Origin of the sequence: Cellulomonas sp. KH9 (assembly GCF_900114185.1) — a bacterium.
In the GTDB taxonomy this organism is placed as follows: Bacteria; Actinomycetota; Actinomycetes; order Actinomycetales; family Cellulomonadaceae; genus Cellulomonas.
In genome coordinates this window covers 233,975-250,507 of sequence record NZ_FOSE01000004.1, presented here as the reverse complement: position 1 = coordinate 250,507, position 16,533 = coordinate 233,975, and the positions used below count along the sequence as shown (strand labels likewise).

At 69.6% G+C, this 16,533-nt stretch carries 19 protein-coding genes; all 19 read left to right on the top strand.

Translation table 11 applies throughout. The annotated features are described in order from the left end of the window. Window positions 1-891: 891 nt before the first annotated feature. The 19 genes from BMZ16_RS14040 (at window position 892) to BMZ16_RS13955 (ending at window position 15,904) form a co-directional block, all read left to right on the top strand. Window positions 892-1,248 carry a hypothetical protein gene (locus BMZ16_RS14040; protein ID WP_218143367.1) on the top strand — a complete coding sequence of 119 codons (357 nt, stop codon included), beginning with the start codon at window positions 892-894 and terminating at the stop codon, window positions 1,246-1,248. After that, window positions 1,238-2,857, top strand: coding sequence for a hypothetical protein (locus BMZ16_RS14035; protein ID WP_089801539.1), 1,620 nt, complete (start codon window positions 1,238-1,240; stop codon window positions 2,855-2,857). The genes BMZ16_RS14040 and BMZ16_RS14035 overlap by 11 nt, the downstream gene beginning before the upstream one ends. Before the next feature lie 9 nt (window positions 2,858-2,866). Then, complete coding sequence (locus BMZ16_RS14030) at window positions 2,867-4,249, top strand: phage portal protein (protein ID WP_089801537.1); 1,383 nt, start codon at window positions 2,867-2,869, stop codon at window positions 4,247-4,249. Next, entirely contained in the window at window positions 4,215-5,159 is a 945-nt protein-coding gene (locus BMZ16_RS14025) for a hypothetical protein (RefSeq protein ID WP_089801535.1), read from the top strand. Before BMZ16_RS14030 ends, BMZ16_RS14025 begins: the two co-directional genes overlap by 35 nt. Window positions 5,160-5,209: 50 nt before the next feature. Continuing rightward, a complete protein-coding gene (locus BMZ16_RS14020) occupies window positions 5,210-5,794 on the top strand; it encodes a hypothetical protein (protein WP_089801533.1) in 585 nt (194 codons plus the stop codon). A 30-nt stretch (window positions 5,795-5,824) separates the two neighbouring features. Further along, the gene (locus tag BMZ16_RS14015) at window positions 5,825-6,724 is read left to right on the top strand and encodes a phage major capsid protein (protein ID WP_089801532.1); all 900 of its coding nucleotides are present in this window, start codon (window positions 5,825-5,827) and stop codon (window positions 6,722-6,724) included. 2 nt (window positions 6,725-6,726) lie between these two features. Next, window positions 6,727-6,867: a DUF7302 family protein gene (locus BMZ16_RS19355; protein ID WP_177199715.1), complete on the top strand. Its 141-nt coding sequence runs from the start codon at window positions 6,727-6,729 to the stop codon at window positions 6,865-6,867. A gap of 14 nt (window positions 6,868-6,881) precedes the next feature. After that, window positions 6,882-7,301, top strand: coding sequence for a Gp19/Gp15/Gp42 family protein (locus BMZ16_RS14010; RefSeq protein WP_177199714.1), 420 nt, complete (start codon window positions 6,882-6,884; stop codon window positions 7,299-7,301). Continuing rightward, the gene (locus BMZ16_RS14005; RefSeq protein ID WP_369822617.1) at window positions 7,190-7,681 is read left to right on the top strand and encodes a DUF6093 family protein; all 492 of its coding nucleotides are present in this window, start codon (window positions 7,190-7,192) and stop codon (window positions 7,679-7,681) included. Before BMZ16_RS14010 ends, BMZ16_RS14005 begins: the two co-directional genes overlap by 112 nt. Then, window positions 7,681-8,058, top strand: a complete 378-nt coding sequence (locus BMZ16_RS14000) for a hypothetical protein (protein WP_089801526.1) — start codon at window positions 7,681-7,683, stop codon at window positions 8,056-8,058. Before BMZ16_RS14005 ends, BMZ16_RS14000 begins: the two co-directional genes overlap by 1 nt. After that, entirely contained in the window at window positions 8,055-8,462 is a 408-nt protein-coding gene (locus BMZ16_RS13995) for a hypothetical protein (RefSeq protein WP_089801524.1), read from the top strand. Before BMZ16_RS14000 ends, BMZ16_RS13995 begins: the two co-directional genes overlap by 4 nt. 1 nt (window position 8,463) lies before the next feature. Then, entirely contained in the window at window positions 8,464-8,688 is a 225-nt protein-coding gene (locus BMZ16_RS13990; RefSeq protein WP_089801522.1) for a hypothetical protein, read from the top strand. Between the two features lie 7 nt (window positions 8,689-8,695). Next, window positions 8,696-9,196, top strand: coding sequence for a phage tail tube protein (locus BMZ16_RS13985; RefSeq protein WP_089801520.1), 501 nt, complete (start codon window positions 8,696-8,698; stop codon window positions 9,194-9,196). 87 nt (window positions 9,197-9,283) lie between these two features. Then, window positions 9,284-9,838: a hypothetical protein gene (locus BMZ16_RS13980; RefSeq protein ID WP_089801517.1), complete on the top strand. Its 555-nt coding sequence runs from the start codon at window positions 9,284-9,286 to the stop codon at window positions 9,836-9,838. 68 nt (window positions 9,839-9,906) lie between these two features. Continuing rightward, complete coding sequence (locus BMZ16_RS13975; RefSeq protein WP_089801516.1) at window positions 9,907-10,185, top strand: hypothetical protein; 279 nt, start codon at window positions 9,907-9,909, stop codon at window positions 10,183-10,185. A gap of 195 nt (window positions 10,186-10,380) precedes the next feature. Continuing rightward, entirely contained in the window at window positions 10,381-13,155 is a 2,775-nt protein-coding gene (locus BMZ16_RS13970; RefSeq protein WP_089801514.1) for a phage tail tape measure protein, read from the top strand. Between the two features lie 158 nt (window positions 13,156-13,313). Continuing rightward, window positions 13,314-14,024, top strand: coding sequence for a phage distal tail protein (locus tag BMZ16_RS13965; RefSeq protein ID WP_143082845.1), 711 nt, complete (start codon window positions 13,314-13,316; stop codon window positions 14,022-14,024). 3 nt (window positions 14,025-14,027) lie between these two features. Continuing rightward, complete coding sequence (locus BMZ16_RS13960) at window positions 14,028-15,218, top strand: hypothetical protein (RefSeq protein ID WP_089801511.1); 1,191 nt, start codon at window positions 14,028-14,030, stop codon at window positions 15,216-15,218. Beyond that, entirely contained in the window at window positions 15,215-15,904 is a 690-nt protein-coding gene (locus BMZ16_RS13955) for a hypothetical protein (protein ID WP_089801510.1), read from the top strand. Before BMZ16_RS13960 ends, BMZ16_RS13955 begins: the two co-directional genes overlap by 4 nt. Window positions 15,905-16,533 lie beyond the last annotated feature (629 nt).

The window sequence follows — 16,533 nt, the reverse complement described above, 5'->3', positions numbered from 1 at the left end:
ACCTGGCGGGGTGCGACGACCAGTTGCGAGCGGGGCCGGTAGCGCGAGGTGCTGCCACTTCTCCCGTTCGGTCGGTTCGCCCGGCCCGCTCGCGACCACCACAGACACCCGCCCCGGAGTACCTGGGCCCAGCGCCAACGTTCGATGCGAGGCTGGCGAGTCCGTACACGGGGCGGGATCACGTAGACCCTTGGGGGTCGGCATGGCAGGGCGTAGGTGCCCCGGCAAGGACGAGGTCGACGGTCGCTCGAGAGCGTGCCCGACGATCCTCACCAGCGGCGAGCGGTACTGCACCCGGCACGCCCGGCAGTACGAGGCGCGGCGTGGGACCAGTACCCAGCGTGGGTATGGGGTGGACCACCGTGCACTGCGTGCTGACTGGCAACGGCGCATCGACGCCGGCGAGATCGTCATGTGTGCCGATGGATGCGGGGCTCGGATCACGGGGCGTATGTGGCAGCTCGGGCACGACCACCAGCGTGGCGGCTACCTGGGGCCACAGACGGTGCGGCACAACACCCAGGACGGCGGGCGACGCGGAAGAGCGGCCCAGTCTTGACCTGCGCTTGACCATTCGGCGGGGCAAACCGGACAGAGACCCCAGGGGGGGACCCCGAGGGGGCGCCCAGGACGACCGCCGGGGAGGGCGCTCCTTGGTGCGGAGGGTTCAGACCGTCCGGACCCGCGTCCCGCTTGACCAACGCTTGACCTTCCTGCTGCGCAACGCAGCGGGTTCCCGACGCCGCGCAAGGCGGCAACCGTGGAGTGATACCGATGCCTCGAGGTGGCGCACGCAACCGTTCCGGCCCTCCCCCTTCGGAGACGTCCGGCCGTTCTGACCGCCGCGGCTTCAAGCTGACGGCTCTGCCCGCGGAGGGCTACGACGGCCCTGTGCCGCCGTTCCCCCTGCCAGACGAGACCGAGCGCGAGGCTGAGGTCTGGGCCGATCTCTGGCGCACCCCCCAGGCCTGCGCCTGGTCGATGCCGTCCGAGTCGTGGCGCGTCCGTACCGTGGCGCTGTACGCGCGGACCGTGGTCCGCTGCGAGGCTCCTGACGCTGGTGCCGCTCTGCTCTCCCAGCTCCACCGGTTCGCCGACCAGATCGGCATGACGACCGCCGGCCTGGCTGAAATGGGCTGGAAGGTCGCCGTGGACGAGGTGGCCGGGAAGCGTGAGCAGCAGGGCCCCGCCGCGCCTCCCAAGGCGTCGTCGCGGTCCAAACTCAAGGTCGTCAACGGTGGCGACTAGCGAGTGGGTCGTCGACTTCCCCACGCTGGGCTTCCTCGCTGCGGACTGGATCGAGGCTCACTGCATCGTCCCTGACGGCTTCTCGCTCGGGCAGCCGTTCGTGGTCGATGGGTGGCAGCTCTGGTGCGCGGTGAACCACTACCGGGTGCGCAAGGGCCTGACGTTCGACCCGACGCGGCCGGCGCAGGCGACGGCGTTTCACTACCGCCGTTCGCAGGTTGTGGGCCCGCAGAAGACGGGCAAGGGTCCGTGGTCGGCTGCGATCACGTGCTTCGAGTCGGTGGGCCCGTGTCTGTTCGCTGGTTGGGCGCGTGGCGGTGAGGTGTACCGCTGCGAGGACGACGGCTGCGGCTGCGGGTTCGTGTATGTCTACGAGCCTGGCGAGCCGATGGGGATGCGTCGTCCGACGTCGCTGGTGCAGCTCCTGGCGACGTCGGAGGATCAGGTCGACAACGTGTATCGGCCGCTGCAGGGCATGATCCGCCGCGGTCCGTTGCTCGAGCGCATGAAGGTGCGTGAGGGCTTCATCCGCCTCCCGGAGGATGGCCGGATCGACCCGGTGACGGCGGCGGCGAACAGCAAGTTGGGTAACCCGATCAACTTCGCGATCTTCGACGAGTCAGGGCTGTACACGGCCCGGAACAAGCTCCTGAAGGTCTCGCAGACGATGCGGCGCGGCTTGGCTGGCATGGGCGGTCGCTCCATCGAGACGACGAACCCGTGGGACCCGATGGAGTCGTCGCAGGCTCAGCAGACGTACGAGTCGCGGTCGGCGGACATCTTCCGGTTCTACCGCAAGCCGCCGGCTGACCTGTCGTACAAGAACAAGCGTGACCGCCACAAGATCCACCAGTACGTCTACGAGGGCTCGCCCTGGGTAGACCTGGCTGCGATCGAGGCTGAGGCGGCCGAGCTCCTTGAGACGGACCCGACGCAGGCGGAGCGGTTCTTCGGGAACCGGCTCGTCCAGGGCCTCGGTTCGTACATGCCCGAGAAGGTGTGGGACGCGACCGAGGCGCACCGTGAGGTTGCCCGTGGCGAGCGGGTGGCGGTCGGCTTCGACGGCTCGCGTTCGGGCGACTGGACGGCTCTGCGGGTGGAGACGGCCGACGGCTACCGGTTCACGCCGACGTACGGGCCTGATTCGCGGCCGACGTTCTGGAATCCCGAGGAGTGGGGTGGCCGCATCCCGCGCGGCGAGGTCAATGCGGCCGTGTCGGAGATCTTCGACCGGTACTCGGTCGCGCGCATGTACGTCGACCCCCGGCACTGGGAGACGCAGGCGGACGCCTGGGCTACCGAGTACGGGGATGACGTCGTGGTGACGTGGCCGACGAACCAGATCGGTCGGATGTTCGACGCGCTCGTCCGGTACCTCGAGGACTCCGCGGAGGGCGTCACGACGCACAGCGCGGACCCGGTCGCGAAGGTGCACGCCTTGGCGGCGCGGAAGGTCGCGAAGCCGGGCGACAAGTACATCCTCGGCAAGCCGGCTGAGACGCAGAAGTTCGACATCCTCATGGCCGACGTCCTCGCTCACGAGGCCGCGGCTGACCAGCGGTCCGAGGGCTGGGATGCCCAAGACACCCGCGTGATCGTGTTCCGATAGGAGGTCGTCGTGGCGCGTGCGCTGACCTCCGACGAGTCGGCCCTGTTCGAGCGACTCAAGGGTGACCTGATGCTCGCACAGGTGCCGCTCGAGAACGCGGACGCCTACTACGACGGGATGCAGCGGCTCGAGCAGCTCGGGCTCGCGATCCCGCCGGAGCTCGAGCGGTTCACGGTCATCGTGAACTGGCCCCGGGTCGTCGTGGACGCGATCGCGGACCGCCTCGACGTCAAGGGCTTCCGCCTCCCGGGTAGCGACACGGCGGACGAGGATCTGCAGCGGCTGTGGCTCGAGGCCGGCATGAACGAGCTTGACCTGATGTCCCGGCTCGACTACCTCGTCTACGGGCGTCGGTACCGGTGTGTGGGCACGGACGATGCAGGTGGCCCGCTCATCACGGTGGAGTCGCCGCGCCAGATCATCACGGACCGGGACTCGCGCACGGGCAAGATCACGTCGGCGCTGCGGCTGTACGACGTCGAGAACGGTCAGGCCAAGTCGGCGACGCTGTACCTGCCGAACGAGACCCTGTGGCTGAAGAACGATGGCGGCTGGGAAGTCGACGACGACGACGGGCACGGCCTGGGCGTCGTCCCGGTCGTGCCGACGTTCCGCCGCCGGCGCACCACGATCCCCGCGGGTCGCACGCTGCAGGGCACGTCGGCGATGGCGGACGTCATCCCGGTGACCGACGCCGCGGCGCGTGACATCACGAACGCCCAGCTCGCGCAGGAGACGCACGCTGTCCCCCAGCGTGGTGTGCTCGGTGCGTCCAAGGGCGACTTCGTCGACCGCGACGGCAAGCCCATGCCAGTGTGGGAGGCGTACTTCGGGGCCGTGTGGGCGATCGCCAACAAGGACGCGAAGACGTTCCAGTTCGACGCGTCGGACATGCAGAACTTCGAGCGGATGATGGACCTGTACGCCCGGCTTGCGTCGGGCGTGTCGGGCCTGCCGCCGAACTACTTCGGGCTCGCCGCGGATGACGCGGCGTCGGCTGACGCGATCCGATCCCGCGAGGCGCGGCTGGTGAAGATCGCCGAGCGGGACCAGGTCGCTCTCGGCAACTCCGACGCCGAGGTGCTGCGGATCGCCATGCGGATCAAGGACGGAGCCTGGTCCAAGGATCTCGTCGGCATCGAGACGCTGTGGCACGACGCAGGCACGCCGACGGTCGCGTCGCGTGCTGACGCGGTCGTCAAGATGTACGCCGCGACTGACGTCAACGGCCGCCCGCTCATCCCGCGCCGGATGGCGATGGAAGAGCTCGGGTGGAGCCCGGCGAAGATCGAGCGGGCGCTAGAGCTGCTTGCGCTCGAGGAGTCCGACCCGTACGTGCGTCAGCAGGCTGAGAAGGATGCTGCGGCAGGCGTTGCCGCCATCGGCGGCTGAGTACGGCCGGGAGCAGCGTCGGGAGATCGTGCAGGCCGTAGCGGCTGTGCGACGCACCTGGCGACGCATGGGGCAGGACTTCGACGTGTCGTGGCCGCGCATCGCGCCCCGGCTGCTCGAGGTCACGGACCTGGCGCAGTCGCGGGTGGCTGCGGGCGCTCTCGACTTCATCCGGGACGTGCTCGAGGACACGGGCCAGTCGCGCGCCGCAACGGCAGTGGCTCGCCCGAACGCTCGCGGCTTGGTCGGCGTGGCCGGTGACGGCCGCCCGGTCGACTCGCTGCTCTACGGGGCTGTGGCGCACGCCAAGACCCGGGTAGCAGGAGGCGCCAGCACGGCGCAGGCGCTCCGTTCCGGAGGCAAGTGGCTGTCCCTGGCAACCGGCACGCTCCTGTCGGACACGGGTCGTCAGGCCGAGTCGCTGGGCATGGGAGTGCGCCCCGTGAGCGGGTACGTGCGGATGCTCAACCCGCCGTCGTGCTCGCGGTGCGTGGTCCTCGCGGGCCGTTGGTACCGCAAGAGCACAGGCTTCGCGCGCCACCCCGGTTGCGACTGCCGGCACATCCCCGCGTCCGAGTCTGTCGCGGGTGACCTGACCGTCAACCCGGCCGAGTACTTCGACTCCCTGACTGCCGACGAGCAGGACGCGACGTTCGGCAAGGCGGGTGCTGAGGCGATCCGGGCTGGTGCCGACATCGGGCAGGTGGTCAACGCCCGTCGCGGCGTCCAGGTGGCACAGGTGGGCGGCAGGAGCGTCCTGACGACCACCGAGGGCACCACGCGCCGCGGGCGGGCGTCACGCGCCGCTACGGGACGCCGAGGGGCACGCCTCATGCCCGAAACGATCGCGCGCGTCGCTGCCGACCGCGACGACTACCTGCGACTCCTGCGAGTCAACGGCTACCTCTGACCACCGCGCCCGCAAGGGGCACGGTCGACCTCTCGCAAGGAGAGACGCACATGAGCACGGACACCCCGGACATCGTCGCCGCGCTCGACGCGACCGACGGCACGACCCCTGTCGACGACGCCCCCGAGGCGCTGGACGCCCCGCTGGACGACGTGGACGCGCCCCTCGAGGGCGAGGAGGCGCTGTCTGACCCCGGCAAGCAGGCGCTGGACCGCATGAAGGCCAAGCTCCGGACGGAACGGGCTGCGCGACTCGCGGCCGAGGCCAGGGTCAACGACCTGACGCCCGCCGACGACGCCGAGCGCATCGCGCGGGAGGCCGAGGGTCGCGCCCTGGCGAAGGCCAACGGGCGCATCCTCAGCGCCGAGATCCGCGCCGCTGCTGCGGGCAAGCTGTCCGACCCCACCGACGCCCTCACGTTCATCGACCTGTCGCAGTTCGACGTCGGCGATGACGGCGAGGTCGACCAGGACGAGATCGCCGAGGCGATCGCGGACCTGCTCACCAAGAAGCCGTACCTGGCCGCGCAAGGCGGTCCCAAGACCCCGAAGGCCGACCCCTCGCAAGGAGCGGGCGGGCGGGGTGCTGCTACCGCCGCCGACCGATTCGCACAGCAGGTCGGCAACCTCATCTGACCGCCCGCGAGGGCATGAAAGGGGATTCCGATGGCCGGGATCGACGTCAATCGCACTACCACCGGGGTCCGCCTGGACCCCGTCGTCTCTGCCGAGATCTGGTCGGCGGCCGAGTACAGCTCGGCTGCGATGCAGCTCGCGCAGCAGATCCCGCTCCCGGGTCCGGGCGTGACCGTGGACATCATCACGGGTGAGCCCGAGGCCCAGTGGGTCGCGGAGACGGACAACAAGCCGGTCAGCCGGCCCACGCTGGGCAGCAAGCTCATGACCCCGTACACGCTCGCGGTCATCGTGCCCTTCTCGAACCAGTTCCGTCGGGACAAGGCGCGCCTGTACCAGGAGCTCGTCCGCAAGCTCCCGCAGGCGCTCGGCAAGAAGTTCGACCAGACCGTCTTCGGCAACGTCGCGGCCCCCGGCTCGAACTTCGACAAGCTCTCGGGTGCGGCGTCGGTCGGCATCGCCGGCAACACGTACAAGGGCCTCGTCGCCGCGGACCAGGCCGTCGCCACCGGCGGCGGCACGCTCAACGGCTGGGCGATGGCGCCCCAGGGTCGCGGCCTGCTCCTGGGTGCGGTGGACGGCTTCGGTCGACCGCTGTTCACCCAGGGCCCGAACGAGGGCGGCTCGGTGACCCAGCTCCTGGGTCAGCCGGTGTACGTCTCCCCGGGCGTGTACCTCGCGGACGCCGACGGCGCCGGCGCGGGCACGGCTGCTCAGCTCGGCTTCGCGGGCGACTGGTCGTCCGCGTCGTGGGGCTCGGTCGAGGGCGTGTCGATCAGCATCGCCGACCAGGCGACGCTCACCGACGGGTCGACGCAGATCAACCTCTGGCAGCGGAACATGTTCGCGGTCCGGGCGGAGATCGAGATCGGCTTCCGGGTCCGCGACATCGCGCACTTCGTCAAGCTCACGAGCGCGACGCAGGCCTGATCGTGGCGACGCTCAAGAGCCCCTTCGACGGCGGCGTGGTCGACGTTCCTGACGAGCTGGCCGACCGCTACACGGCGGCCGGCTGGCTCGAGGACGCGCCGAAGCGCCAGACGCGCGCCAAGCGCACCGAGGACGACAACTAGGAGGTGGGGCGGCCGTGACGTACGCAACCGTCGCTGACGTGGCAACGCGGCTCGGCCGCCCCATCTCTGAGCCGGACGAGGTCGCGCAGGTGCAGGCGTGGCTGGATGACGCCGAGGCGATCGTCCTGTCGCGCATCCCTACCCTGCCCGAGCTCGTCACGGGCGGTGTTCCGACTGTGGCGACGCTCGTCATGGTCGAGTCGAACGCGGTCATCCGGAAGATCCGGAACCCCGAGGGCTACACCTCGGAGACGATCGACGACTACACGTACCGCTACAACGAGCAGGTCCGCCGTGGGGACATCTTCCTTACGGATGAGGAGTGGGATCTGCTGATCCCGAGTCGCTCGGGCGCGTGGACGATCACGCCCGGCGGCGCTCGTCGCCACCCTGGCGAGTGGGTCCACCCGGACGTCTGGGTGCCCCTGCCGTGACCGCGCCCACTGCTCTCCGCTCCGGTCGCGCTGCGGCTGAGCGGCTGATGACCGACACGTGCACGCTCGAGCGTCCCGGCGAGCTGGTCGACGACGTCACGGGCGAGGCCGTCATGGAGACGGTCTTCACGGGTCGCTGCAAGGTCCAGACGTACGAGGGGTACGAGCAGAACCCGACGGCGGGTGGCGCGGTCCTGACGGTGCAGCGGTACCGGGTGGATCTGCCGGTGACGGTGCAGCCGCGGCCTGGCGACATCGTCACGGTGACTGCGTCGGCGACGGACCCGAACCTCACGGGCAAGTCGTACCGGGTGACGGCCCCGTTCAACAAGTCGTACGCGACGGCGTCGCGCTGCTTCGTGGACGAGGTGGTGACCTGATGGCTGACGATGGCACGCTGCGCGGATTCGCGGCGGATCTCGGCAAGGTCGCGTCGAGCGCACTGGGCGACGTGGACAAGGTCGTGAAGAAGGGCGCACAGAACCTCAAGGAGGACTACGCCGCGCAAGCGAGTGCGAGTACGCACTTTGGCGACGGCCTCCCCGAGGCGATCACCTACGACTCGTTCTACCTTCCGGGCCGAGTGCAGTACGAGGTCGGTCCGGACAAGTGGCGCAGGGGTGGCGCGCTGGGCAACATCTTCTTCTTCGGCACCCCTCGCGGCGGTGGTGGCACGGGTGACATCGATGGCCCGCTGGACCGTGAGCAGCCGCGCATGATGAAGGCGCTCGACGATCTGCTCGGCGGCATGCTGTGAGCGCCTACGACGTCCTGGCGCGGGCGGTCCTGGCCCTCGCGCCGGCCGGGACGCTGCTGGGTGAGATCCCCGACGAGACGCCCCTGCCGTGGCGCTCGATGCGCGTGAGTGTCCCGGGCGTCAGTGAGCGGTCGGAGGCGTCTCCCCCGCAGGCGTTCGTGGTGCGGGTGTCCCTGCTGATCTCTGCGGCGACCGACACGGGTGCGCTGCGGCTCGCGGGTGAGGCGACGGACGCGCTCGAGGGTCGCCGTCCTGAGGTCCCGGGCTGGCTGTGCGGTCCGCTGCTGTCTCGCGGCTCGTCGCAGCCGTACACGACGAACGTCACGGTGCAGGCGGCGAACAAGCGTCTGGTGTCGGTGCCGATGTCGTTCGAGTTCGCTGCTGCTCGACTTCCGGAGGAGTGACATGACCCGCCGCCCTGTCTATCTGCGTGTCAAGGACCCGGTCACGAAGCACGAGTGGGACGAGCCGGAGGGCTCCCCGCTCATCAGCAAGGGCCGTGTGGAGCTCGTGAAGGGCGACCGCTACCCGCCGTCGACCGTGATCCGCCCCACCAAGCACTTCCTCGAGCGCAAGTCGCGCCGAGGCGAGCCCACGCCGGCCGGCGAGGGCACCACCGAGAAGGAGTGATCCCGACATGGCGCTGATCCCCAGCACGCCGGCCGACGGCAACATCCGTACGGTCATCGTCACGACGGTCGCGGGCGAGGTCCCGACGGTCGCGGAGGCGAACGGCGGAGACGACATCTCGTGCTACCTGACCCCGGGCGGCTTCGCGCTGACCACGGACCAGGGCACGATCACGGACGAGCGTGAGTGCTCGACGCAGACGTTCGGCTCGCCGGGTCGCAAGACGTACGGCCTGACGATCACGGGCATCGACAACACGAACAGCCCGAACGCGGAGACCAGCAACCTGCTGGTCGAGACGCTGCCCGAGGGTGCTCAGCGGTACGCGATCCGTCGCCGCGGCAAGGCGTTCGATGAGCCGTTCGCCACGGGCGACGTTGTGACGGTCGTCCCGTTCGTCGCGGGCGTGAAGGCCGAGGTTGCCGCGGAGGCGAACAGCGTCCTGCGCAGCACGTGGTCGGCGTTCATCACGGGCGACGTCGAGACGGTCACGCTCGCCGCTGCCTGACCCATGCACCACCCCTCCCCGGTGTCGGCTCACACCGGGGAGGGGTGCACCACCTCATGAGCCGATCCTGAGCCGAGGAGCCATCCCGTGAGCCTGACCCTGACCCGGGCGACCAAGGTCGTCCCCCTGTGCGTGAACCTGTCTCTGAAGGCGGAGCACGACCGCGCCGTGGCAGCTCTGCAGGACGCTCGCAACGCCGCCGCCCAGGATGCGCGCGAGGTGTCGACGGAGATCCGTGACGCCGCCGCGGCGGTCCAGGCCATCGAGCAGCAGATGCGTGACCACACGGTGCACTTCACGCTGCAGGCGCTCCCCCGCAAGAAGTGGGCGGAGTTCGTCGCGGCGAACCCCCCGCGCCCGGGTGATGAGACGGACAAGGCGCTGGACGTCAACGTGTCGGCGCTGGACGAGGTCATCGTGCAGGCGATCACGTCGGTGCAGAACCGCGACGGGTCGGACGTGCCGTTCTCCCCCGCGAGTGACTGGGAGCCGCTGGCCGACGAGATGTCGACGGCCCAGTGGAACGACTTCGCCCAGGCTGTCCTCGCGCTGAACAACGGCGTGACGAGCGCCCCTTTCTCGCCGGCCGCGTCGCTCGTGATCCAGCGCTCCGAGCAGACCTCGAAGCGGCCGAGCGCCTAGGCATCAGCCTCAAGCGCTTCACTGGCTGGGAGCCGCGCACGGTCTACGAGTACGACGACGAGGGCCGGATGGTGTCGTCGTCGCTCGAGGTCGAGTGGGATGACACGGAGCGTGCGTGGATGCTCGCGCTCGAGGAGTACCGGCGTGACGTGCTGTGCCCCTGCGGGTGTGGATGGCCCAAGGAGATCGCGCAGGACCCCATGACGGAGTTCAAGCGCCAGGTCGCCGCGCCGGTGCGCTGCCACATCCGGACGGGCCTCTCGCAGGCGCAGGAGGCGTACCGCAAGGCGAACCCCGAGGGGGAGATGTCGGGGCTGCTGTGGGGCGTGACTGTCCGTCAGGACTAGACGCGCTTGGCGATCCCGACGCACACCGCGAGGGATGCCGCGACGAGGGCGATGCCCCACCACAGCTCGCCGGGCGCCTGGGTTCCCCCGATGAGGAACACCGCAAGGCCAGCCCCAGCGCCGGTCAACCATCGATCGCGCTTTCTGTCCATCCGAGCAGTGTGCCAGCGGAATCCGCGGATGGGGGGATGAACTGTGGCCGACCGCTCAATCGTCATCAACATCGGGGCGAACGTCACCGGCTTGGTGAATGGCCTCAAGACAGCTGCGAAGGCGACGCAGGATGCCGCCAACCGCACGGACGAGTGGGTCGGGAAGAACCAGCAGAACATCGATCACATCTCGAGCAGCTTCACCAAGGCGGGGCTCGTCCTGACGGGGTTCTCCGTCCTCGCGGTGACGCGGTTCGCGGAGTTCGACCAGGCGATGTCGTCGGTCGGCGCGGCCACGATGGAGACGGCCGAGAACATGGGCCTGCTGCGGCAGGCGGCGATTGAGGCTGGCGCTGACACGCAGTACAGCGCGACCGAGGCTGCGGGTGCGATCGAGGAGTTGGCCAAGGCGGGCGTCTCGACGGCGGACATCCTCGGTGGCGGCCTTGGTGGGGCGCTGAACCTGGCGGCATCGGGCGCGATGGACGTGGGCGAGGCTGCGGAGATCGCGGCCACGGCCATGACCCAGTTCGGGCTCAAGGGTGACCAGGTCTCGCACATCGCGGACCTCCTCGCCGCGGGTGCCGGCAAGGCTCAGGGCGGCGTCGGCGACCTCGGGATGGCGCTCAAGCAGGCCGGCCTCGTCGCCGACCAGACGGGCCTGTCGATCGAGGAGACGACCGCCGGCCTGACGGCGTTCGCGTCGGCTGGCCTCGTCGGCTCTGACGCGGGCACGTCGTTCAAGAGCATGCTGCAGCGCCTCACCCCGCAGTCGCAGGAAGCGCAGCGGGCGATGGACGAGCTGGGGATCTCGGCCTACGACTCTCAGGGTCAGTTCATCGGCCTGGCCGAGTTCGCCGGGAACCTGCAGAACGCGCTCCGTGATCTGACGCCGGAGCAGCGCAACGCTGCCATGGCGACGATCTTCGGGTCGGATGCTGTGCGTGCGGCCAACGTGCTGTACGAGCAGGGCGAGCCGGGGATCCGGAAGTGGACCGACGCGGTCGACGAGCAGGGGTATGCGGCCGAGCAGGCGCGCATCCGGACGGACAACCTCGTGGGCGACGTCGAGCGGCTGGGCGGGTCTCTCGACACGGCGCTCATCCAGTCCGGCTCAGGTGCCAACGCGGTCCTGCGGGAGATGGCGCAGGGTGCCGAGTCAGCGGTCGACGCCATCGGCGGGATGCCTGAGCCGATCCTGTCGGCGACGACTCTCCTGGTCGGCGCTGGCGGCCTCACAACGCTGGGTATCGGCGGGCTGGGCAAGCTCGTGACGAGCGTGCACGAGACGAAGGCCGCGGTTCAGGGGCTCGGGATCTCGATGAAGGCGGCGGGTGCGCTCGCTGGTGGGCTCGCGGCGGTCATCACGGTCGGGACCCTGGCGTTCGCCAACTGGGCGAAGAACGCGGCGGAGGCTCGAGCCAGGGCGGACGAGTACCTTGACACGCTCGACGGCGCGGGCAACCAGACCGAGGCGACAGTCCGAAAGATCAACAGCGCTCTATCGAAGATGGAGTTTGGGCAGTCCGTCGGTGAGCGGCTGTTCGGCGAGAACCCGGTCGCGCTGATCGACTTCGCCAATGAGCTCGGCATCGCCACTGACGACCTCACGGGCTACGTCCTGGGCGAGCGGGACGCGATTGTGCGCGTGACGGCCGCGCGGCGTGAGTACCTGGACACCTTTGGCGCGCCGGAGAAGGCCAAGGCGGAGGACCTGATCGGCCTGCTCGACCGTGAGGCCGCTGGGCTGAGCGCGGCCGAGAAGGAGGCTGTCCGCAAGGCTCGGGCGGATGAGGCGGCGGGCGTGGCTTCTGATGGCGCCGCCTCGGCAGTGGAGCGGTATGCCGACGCGCAGCGCGCTGGGACGCAGACCACCGAGCAGTACACCGACGCACTCAAGGAGCTCGTCGAGGCTCAGCAGGAGGCTGCCGGCGTGGTCCTGTCGCTTCGGGACGCGGAGCGGCAGTTCGAGCAGTCGGTGGCTGACGCCGACGCCGCACTCAAGGAGAACGGGGCGACGCTCGACATCACCACGGAGAAGGGCCGCGCGAACCAGGCGGCTCTCGATGACGTGGCGTCGGCTGGCTGGGATGTCATCGCATCGATGCGTGAGAACGGGTCGACGCAGGAGGATCTGCAGGCGCAGATGCAGACCACGCGTGACCGGTTCCTGTCGGTCGCGGGTCAGATGGGCATGACGTCTGACGAGGCGCACCGCCTGGCGGATGAGCTCGGGCTGATCCCCGCGGACGTGAGCGTGGAGGTCGCGGTCAAGGGCCTGTCTGACGCGCTGTCGCGGCTCGGCGTGCTCGACCAGACGCTGAACAGCATCGACGGCAAGACGGTGACGGCGTCGGTGGCGATCAAGCAGTACGGGCAGGCGGCGATGGCTACCGGTGGGCCTGTGGGTGACCCCTTCGGTGTGCTGGGGTACGCGACTGGTGGTGCGACGCGGGGCTTCCCGGGTGGTGGCGGCGTGCATGGTCCTGGCACGGGCACGTCGGACTCGATCCCGGCGTGGCTGTCGAACGGCGAGTGGGTCATCAAGGCGGCGAGTGTCGCCAAGTACGGCTCGGCGTTCATGGCTGCGGTCAACGCGGGGACGTACCGGCCTGCGCCTGGGTTCGCGGACGGCGGGCATGTGCGGCAGTACGCATCTAGCCCGTCGGCCACTCAGGCGCCTGTCGTGGTCCAGGTCCCCGGCTCGCCGCGGGATGGTGCGCCGCTGATCGGGAGCATGGTGGTCGCGGATCCCCGGGCGGCGGTCAAGGAGTTCGAGGCGGCCTGGCAGCGGCAGACGGCGGGGAGGTCGCGGTGACGCTCTCGTGCACGACTGTCGAGTGGCGGGGGCTCACGCTCTCGTCTGACCGTGGCTCCCCGTTTGGCGTCAGGTCGCTGCGTGGCTGGGATGAACTGCCCGCCTCGCGCGGGGACTCGCCCGGCCGCCCGCTCGCTCACGGGGGCTTCGACACCCCCGTGTGGTCCGATGAGCGGATCGTCACCCTGGGCGGGCAGATCGTGTCGCCTGACCGGGATGCGCTGCTGGCTGAGCTCTCGAGCGTGATGACGTGGGCTCCGGGTGGCGGGTCGGGTGAGGATCTGCGGATCACTAGGGCTGGTCGGACGCTGACGGCGACGGCGAGGCTCACGGCGTTCCAGACGCCCACGGATCTCGACTGGGCCGTGGGCGTCGTGCCGTTCGTCATCGAGTGGCGAGCGGCTGACCCTCTCCGCTACGGCGACACCATCAACGAGAGCACCAGCTTCCCCTTCGCCGCGGGCGGTCTCGAGTTCCCGCTCTTCACGGATGGCGTCACTGACACGGGCTACCTCGAGTTCGGCGCTCAGGGCTCCACAGGCCGGGTGACGGTGACGAACATCGGCACCGCGGCGACCTCTCCGCAGTTCGAGGTGACGGGCCCCACGCCGCCCTTCTCGATCGTGCATGTGGAGTCGGGGCGGCGGTTGTCGTTCGCGCAGTCGGTGGCTGCTGGTGATCGTCTGCTGATCGATTCGGCGACGGGTCTGGTGGTCCTCAACGGCGGCGATGTCGACTACAGCGGCATGCTCACGCGCGCCGAGTGGTCGCCTGTGGGTCCGGGTGAGTCGGCGTCGTTTGCGTTCATCCCTGATGGTCCGTTCGCTGACGGCACGCTCACTGTCATCTTCCGACCCGCTTGGTGGTGACGCGTGTACAGCATCATCCTGGGTGAGCTGCGGACGGGTCGGCGGCTGGTGGCGGTGCCGGTGGCTGCTGCGGACTGGTCGATCTCGGCCGGTGGTGCGGGGTCGATCTCGGCGTCCATCCCGCTGACGGCCGCCGAGTTCCAGCGTCTCGAGCGCACGGTGTCCCCTGCTCCGGCGGGTGTGGTGCGGTGGCGTCCTGGTCGCGGTCAGCGGTCGGACATCCGTGTGGCGACTGAGCCGACGCGGGTTTTCATGGCGGTCGTGGCTGGTGAGCGGGTCATCGAGGCGGGTCCGGTGTGGCAGCGCTCGATGGATCGGGCGTCGGGCCGCTTGGAGGTCCGTGCGACTGGGCTGCGGGCGGCCTTCGATCACCGGCTGCTGCTGTCGCATCAGATCGCGTGGGGTACGGCTGGTGCGGTGGCGTCGTCGTCGCTGTCCTGGTCGGGTCTGTCGCTGGGGACGATCGCCAAGCGCCTGGTGCAGGCGGCTCTCGCGCACACTGGCGGTGACCTGCCGATCGTGCTGCCGCCGGATGAGGCGGGCGGGCATGAGCGCACGTACCCGGGGTCTGACCTGGCGACGGTGGAGCAGCGTCTTCGTGAGCTGTCCGAGGTCCAGGGTGGCCCCGAGGTGGCGTTCGATCCGCGCATGACTGCCGATCGCATGGGCATCGAGTGGGTGATGCGCGTGGGCACGGCGGCTGATCCGACATTGCACCAGGCGGGCATCGACTGGGCGCTCGACACGTCGGCCCCGCGCGGCTCTGTCGCGGACTTCTCGGTGACGGAGGATGCGTCGTCGGCGGCTGTGCGTGCGTTCGCCAAGGGCTCGGGCACGGACGAGGCCACGCTGATCTCACGCCCTGCGACGCGACCGGACCTGATCGCTGCGGGCTACCCGCTGCTCGAGTCGGCGCGGTCGTACTCGTCGGTGATCGAGCAGGCCACGATCGATGGTCACGCTGCGGCGGACCTCGAGGGTAACGACAGGCCGTGGCAGACGTGGTCGCTGCGTGTGCATGCGGACGAGCGTGTGGGTCAGTACCGCCCGGGTGACTGGTGGTCGATCCGGGTGGGTGAGGACATGGTGCTGCTCGACCCGGGGATGTACCGGACTCGTCTGGCGTCGATGAAGGGCTCGGTCGGGTCCGCGTTCGTGGATCTGAGCATGGTTCCGACGGAGGTGGCGGGGTGACGAGCCTGCAGGGTCCGGGTCGGCAGAACGACCCGTCAGCGTTCGCGGACCTCGCTCAGCAGCTGCAGCGGATCCGCGGCGAGCTCAACGACGTCGGGTCCGCGATCCTGCGGTCGGCTGGGATCCGGGTCACTCCGGAGTCGATGACGATCGAGCGGACCCTTGAGGTTCTGGGGTCGCTCGACGTCAGCGGCGACGCGACGTTCTCCGGTGACATGCGCATCGAGGGCACTCTGTCGTTGCCGGCGGGGATCATCGACAACGAGGCGCTCTCGAACCCCATCGAGTTCGTTGATGCGGCGGGGAACAGCGCTGGGATTGGCTACGGGACGACGTTCGCAGCGCATGGCGTTTGCACCCTGCCGATCCCCGCCGGATTCACCAAGTTCACATTCTCGGGCTCGTCCGTCGCACGTTGCTACAACTCTTCGGGGGCGACGGTCTACCTGTACGTGCAGACGTACTCGAAGGTCGTTGGCGCGGCGGAGTCATGGGGCGCGACGTGCCAGGACACGATCGCCAACGGGTTCCAGTCGACGGTCGCGGCACCCCACAGCGTGACCCACCTCATCCCGCCGGGCGCGACTCAGGTGCAGGTGTGGGCCAGTGTCCGGACCACTGCTCCGGTCGGCGCGGACGCGACGAACTTCGCAGGCATCGAAGGGGTCGCCCTCTTTAGCCGGTAGGGCCAGAGGGGAAGCCGCCGTCGTTGGGCGGCGGCGGGACTCCGAGGTCGAGGTCACGCGGGGGAACGGCGTTGTCGCCGGACCGAGGCGCGGGGGGCTCGGCCGCGGGGGGCTCGACGGGCTCCGGCTCGGGCGCGGGCTCGACCGGTGCGGGCTCGACGGGCGCGGGCTCCTCGATGACGGGCTCGGGAGTCACGACAGCCTCCGGGGTCGGCTCGGGGGTGGGCGTCACGGTCGGCGTCGCCTCCACGGTCGGGGTGGGCGTCGGCTCGCTCTCGGGCGATTCCTGAGCGTTTGCCAGTGCCGCGGCGGACAGACCGCCTGCGAGTACGACGAGTGTTACGGCCGATCCAATGATGGCCCCCTTGATCTGCATGGCTCGAATGTTACTTGGGCTCACCCGTTTGTGGTATAGGCCCGCCCTCTCTTCACCCTTTGGAGGCGCACATGGCCGGTCGTCGTGGGCTTTTTGTCCGAAAGGACGCCAGTGCGGGGACCTCTCCGCAGGACGCACGCCTGGCACTGGCGGGCCTCGTGGCTCCCGCTGGGGACCTGGGCGTCACTCCCGGGGTCCTGTCCGGGTGCGCCGTCAGTGGCACATCGGGGTGGACGTACACCGTCAGCGCCGG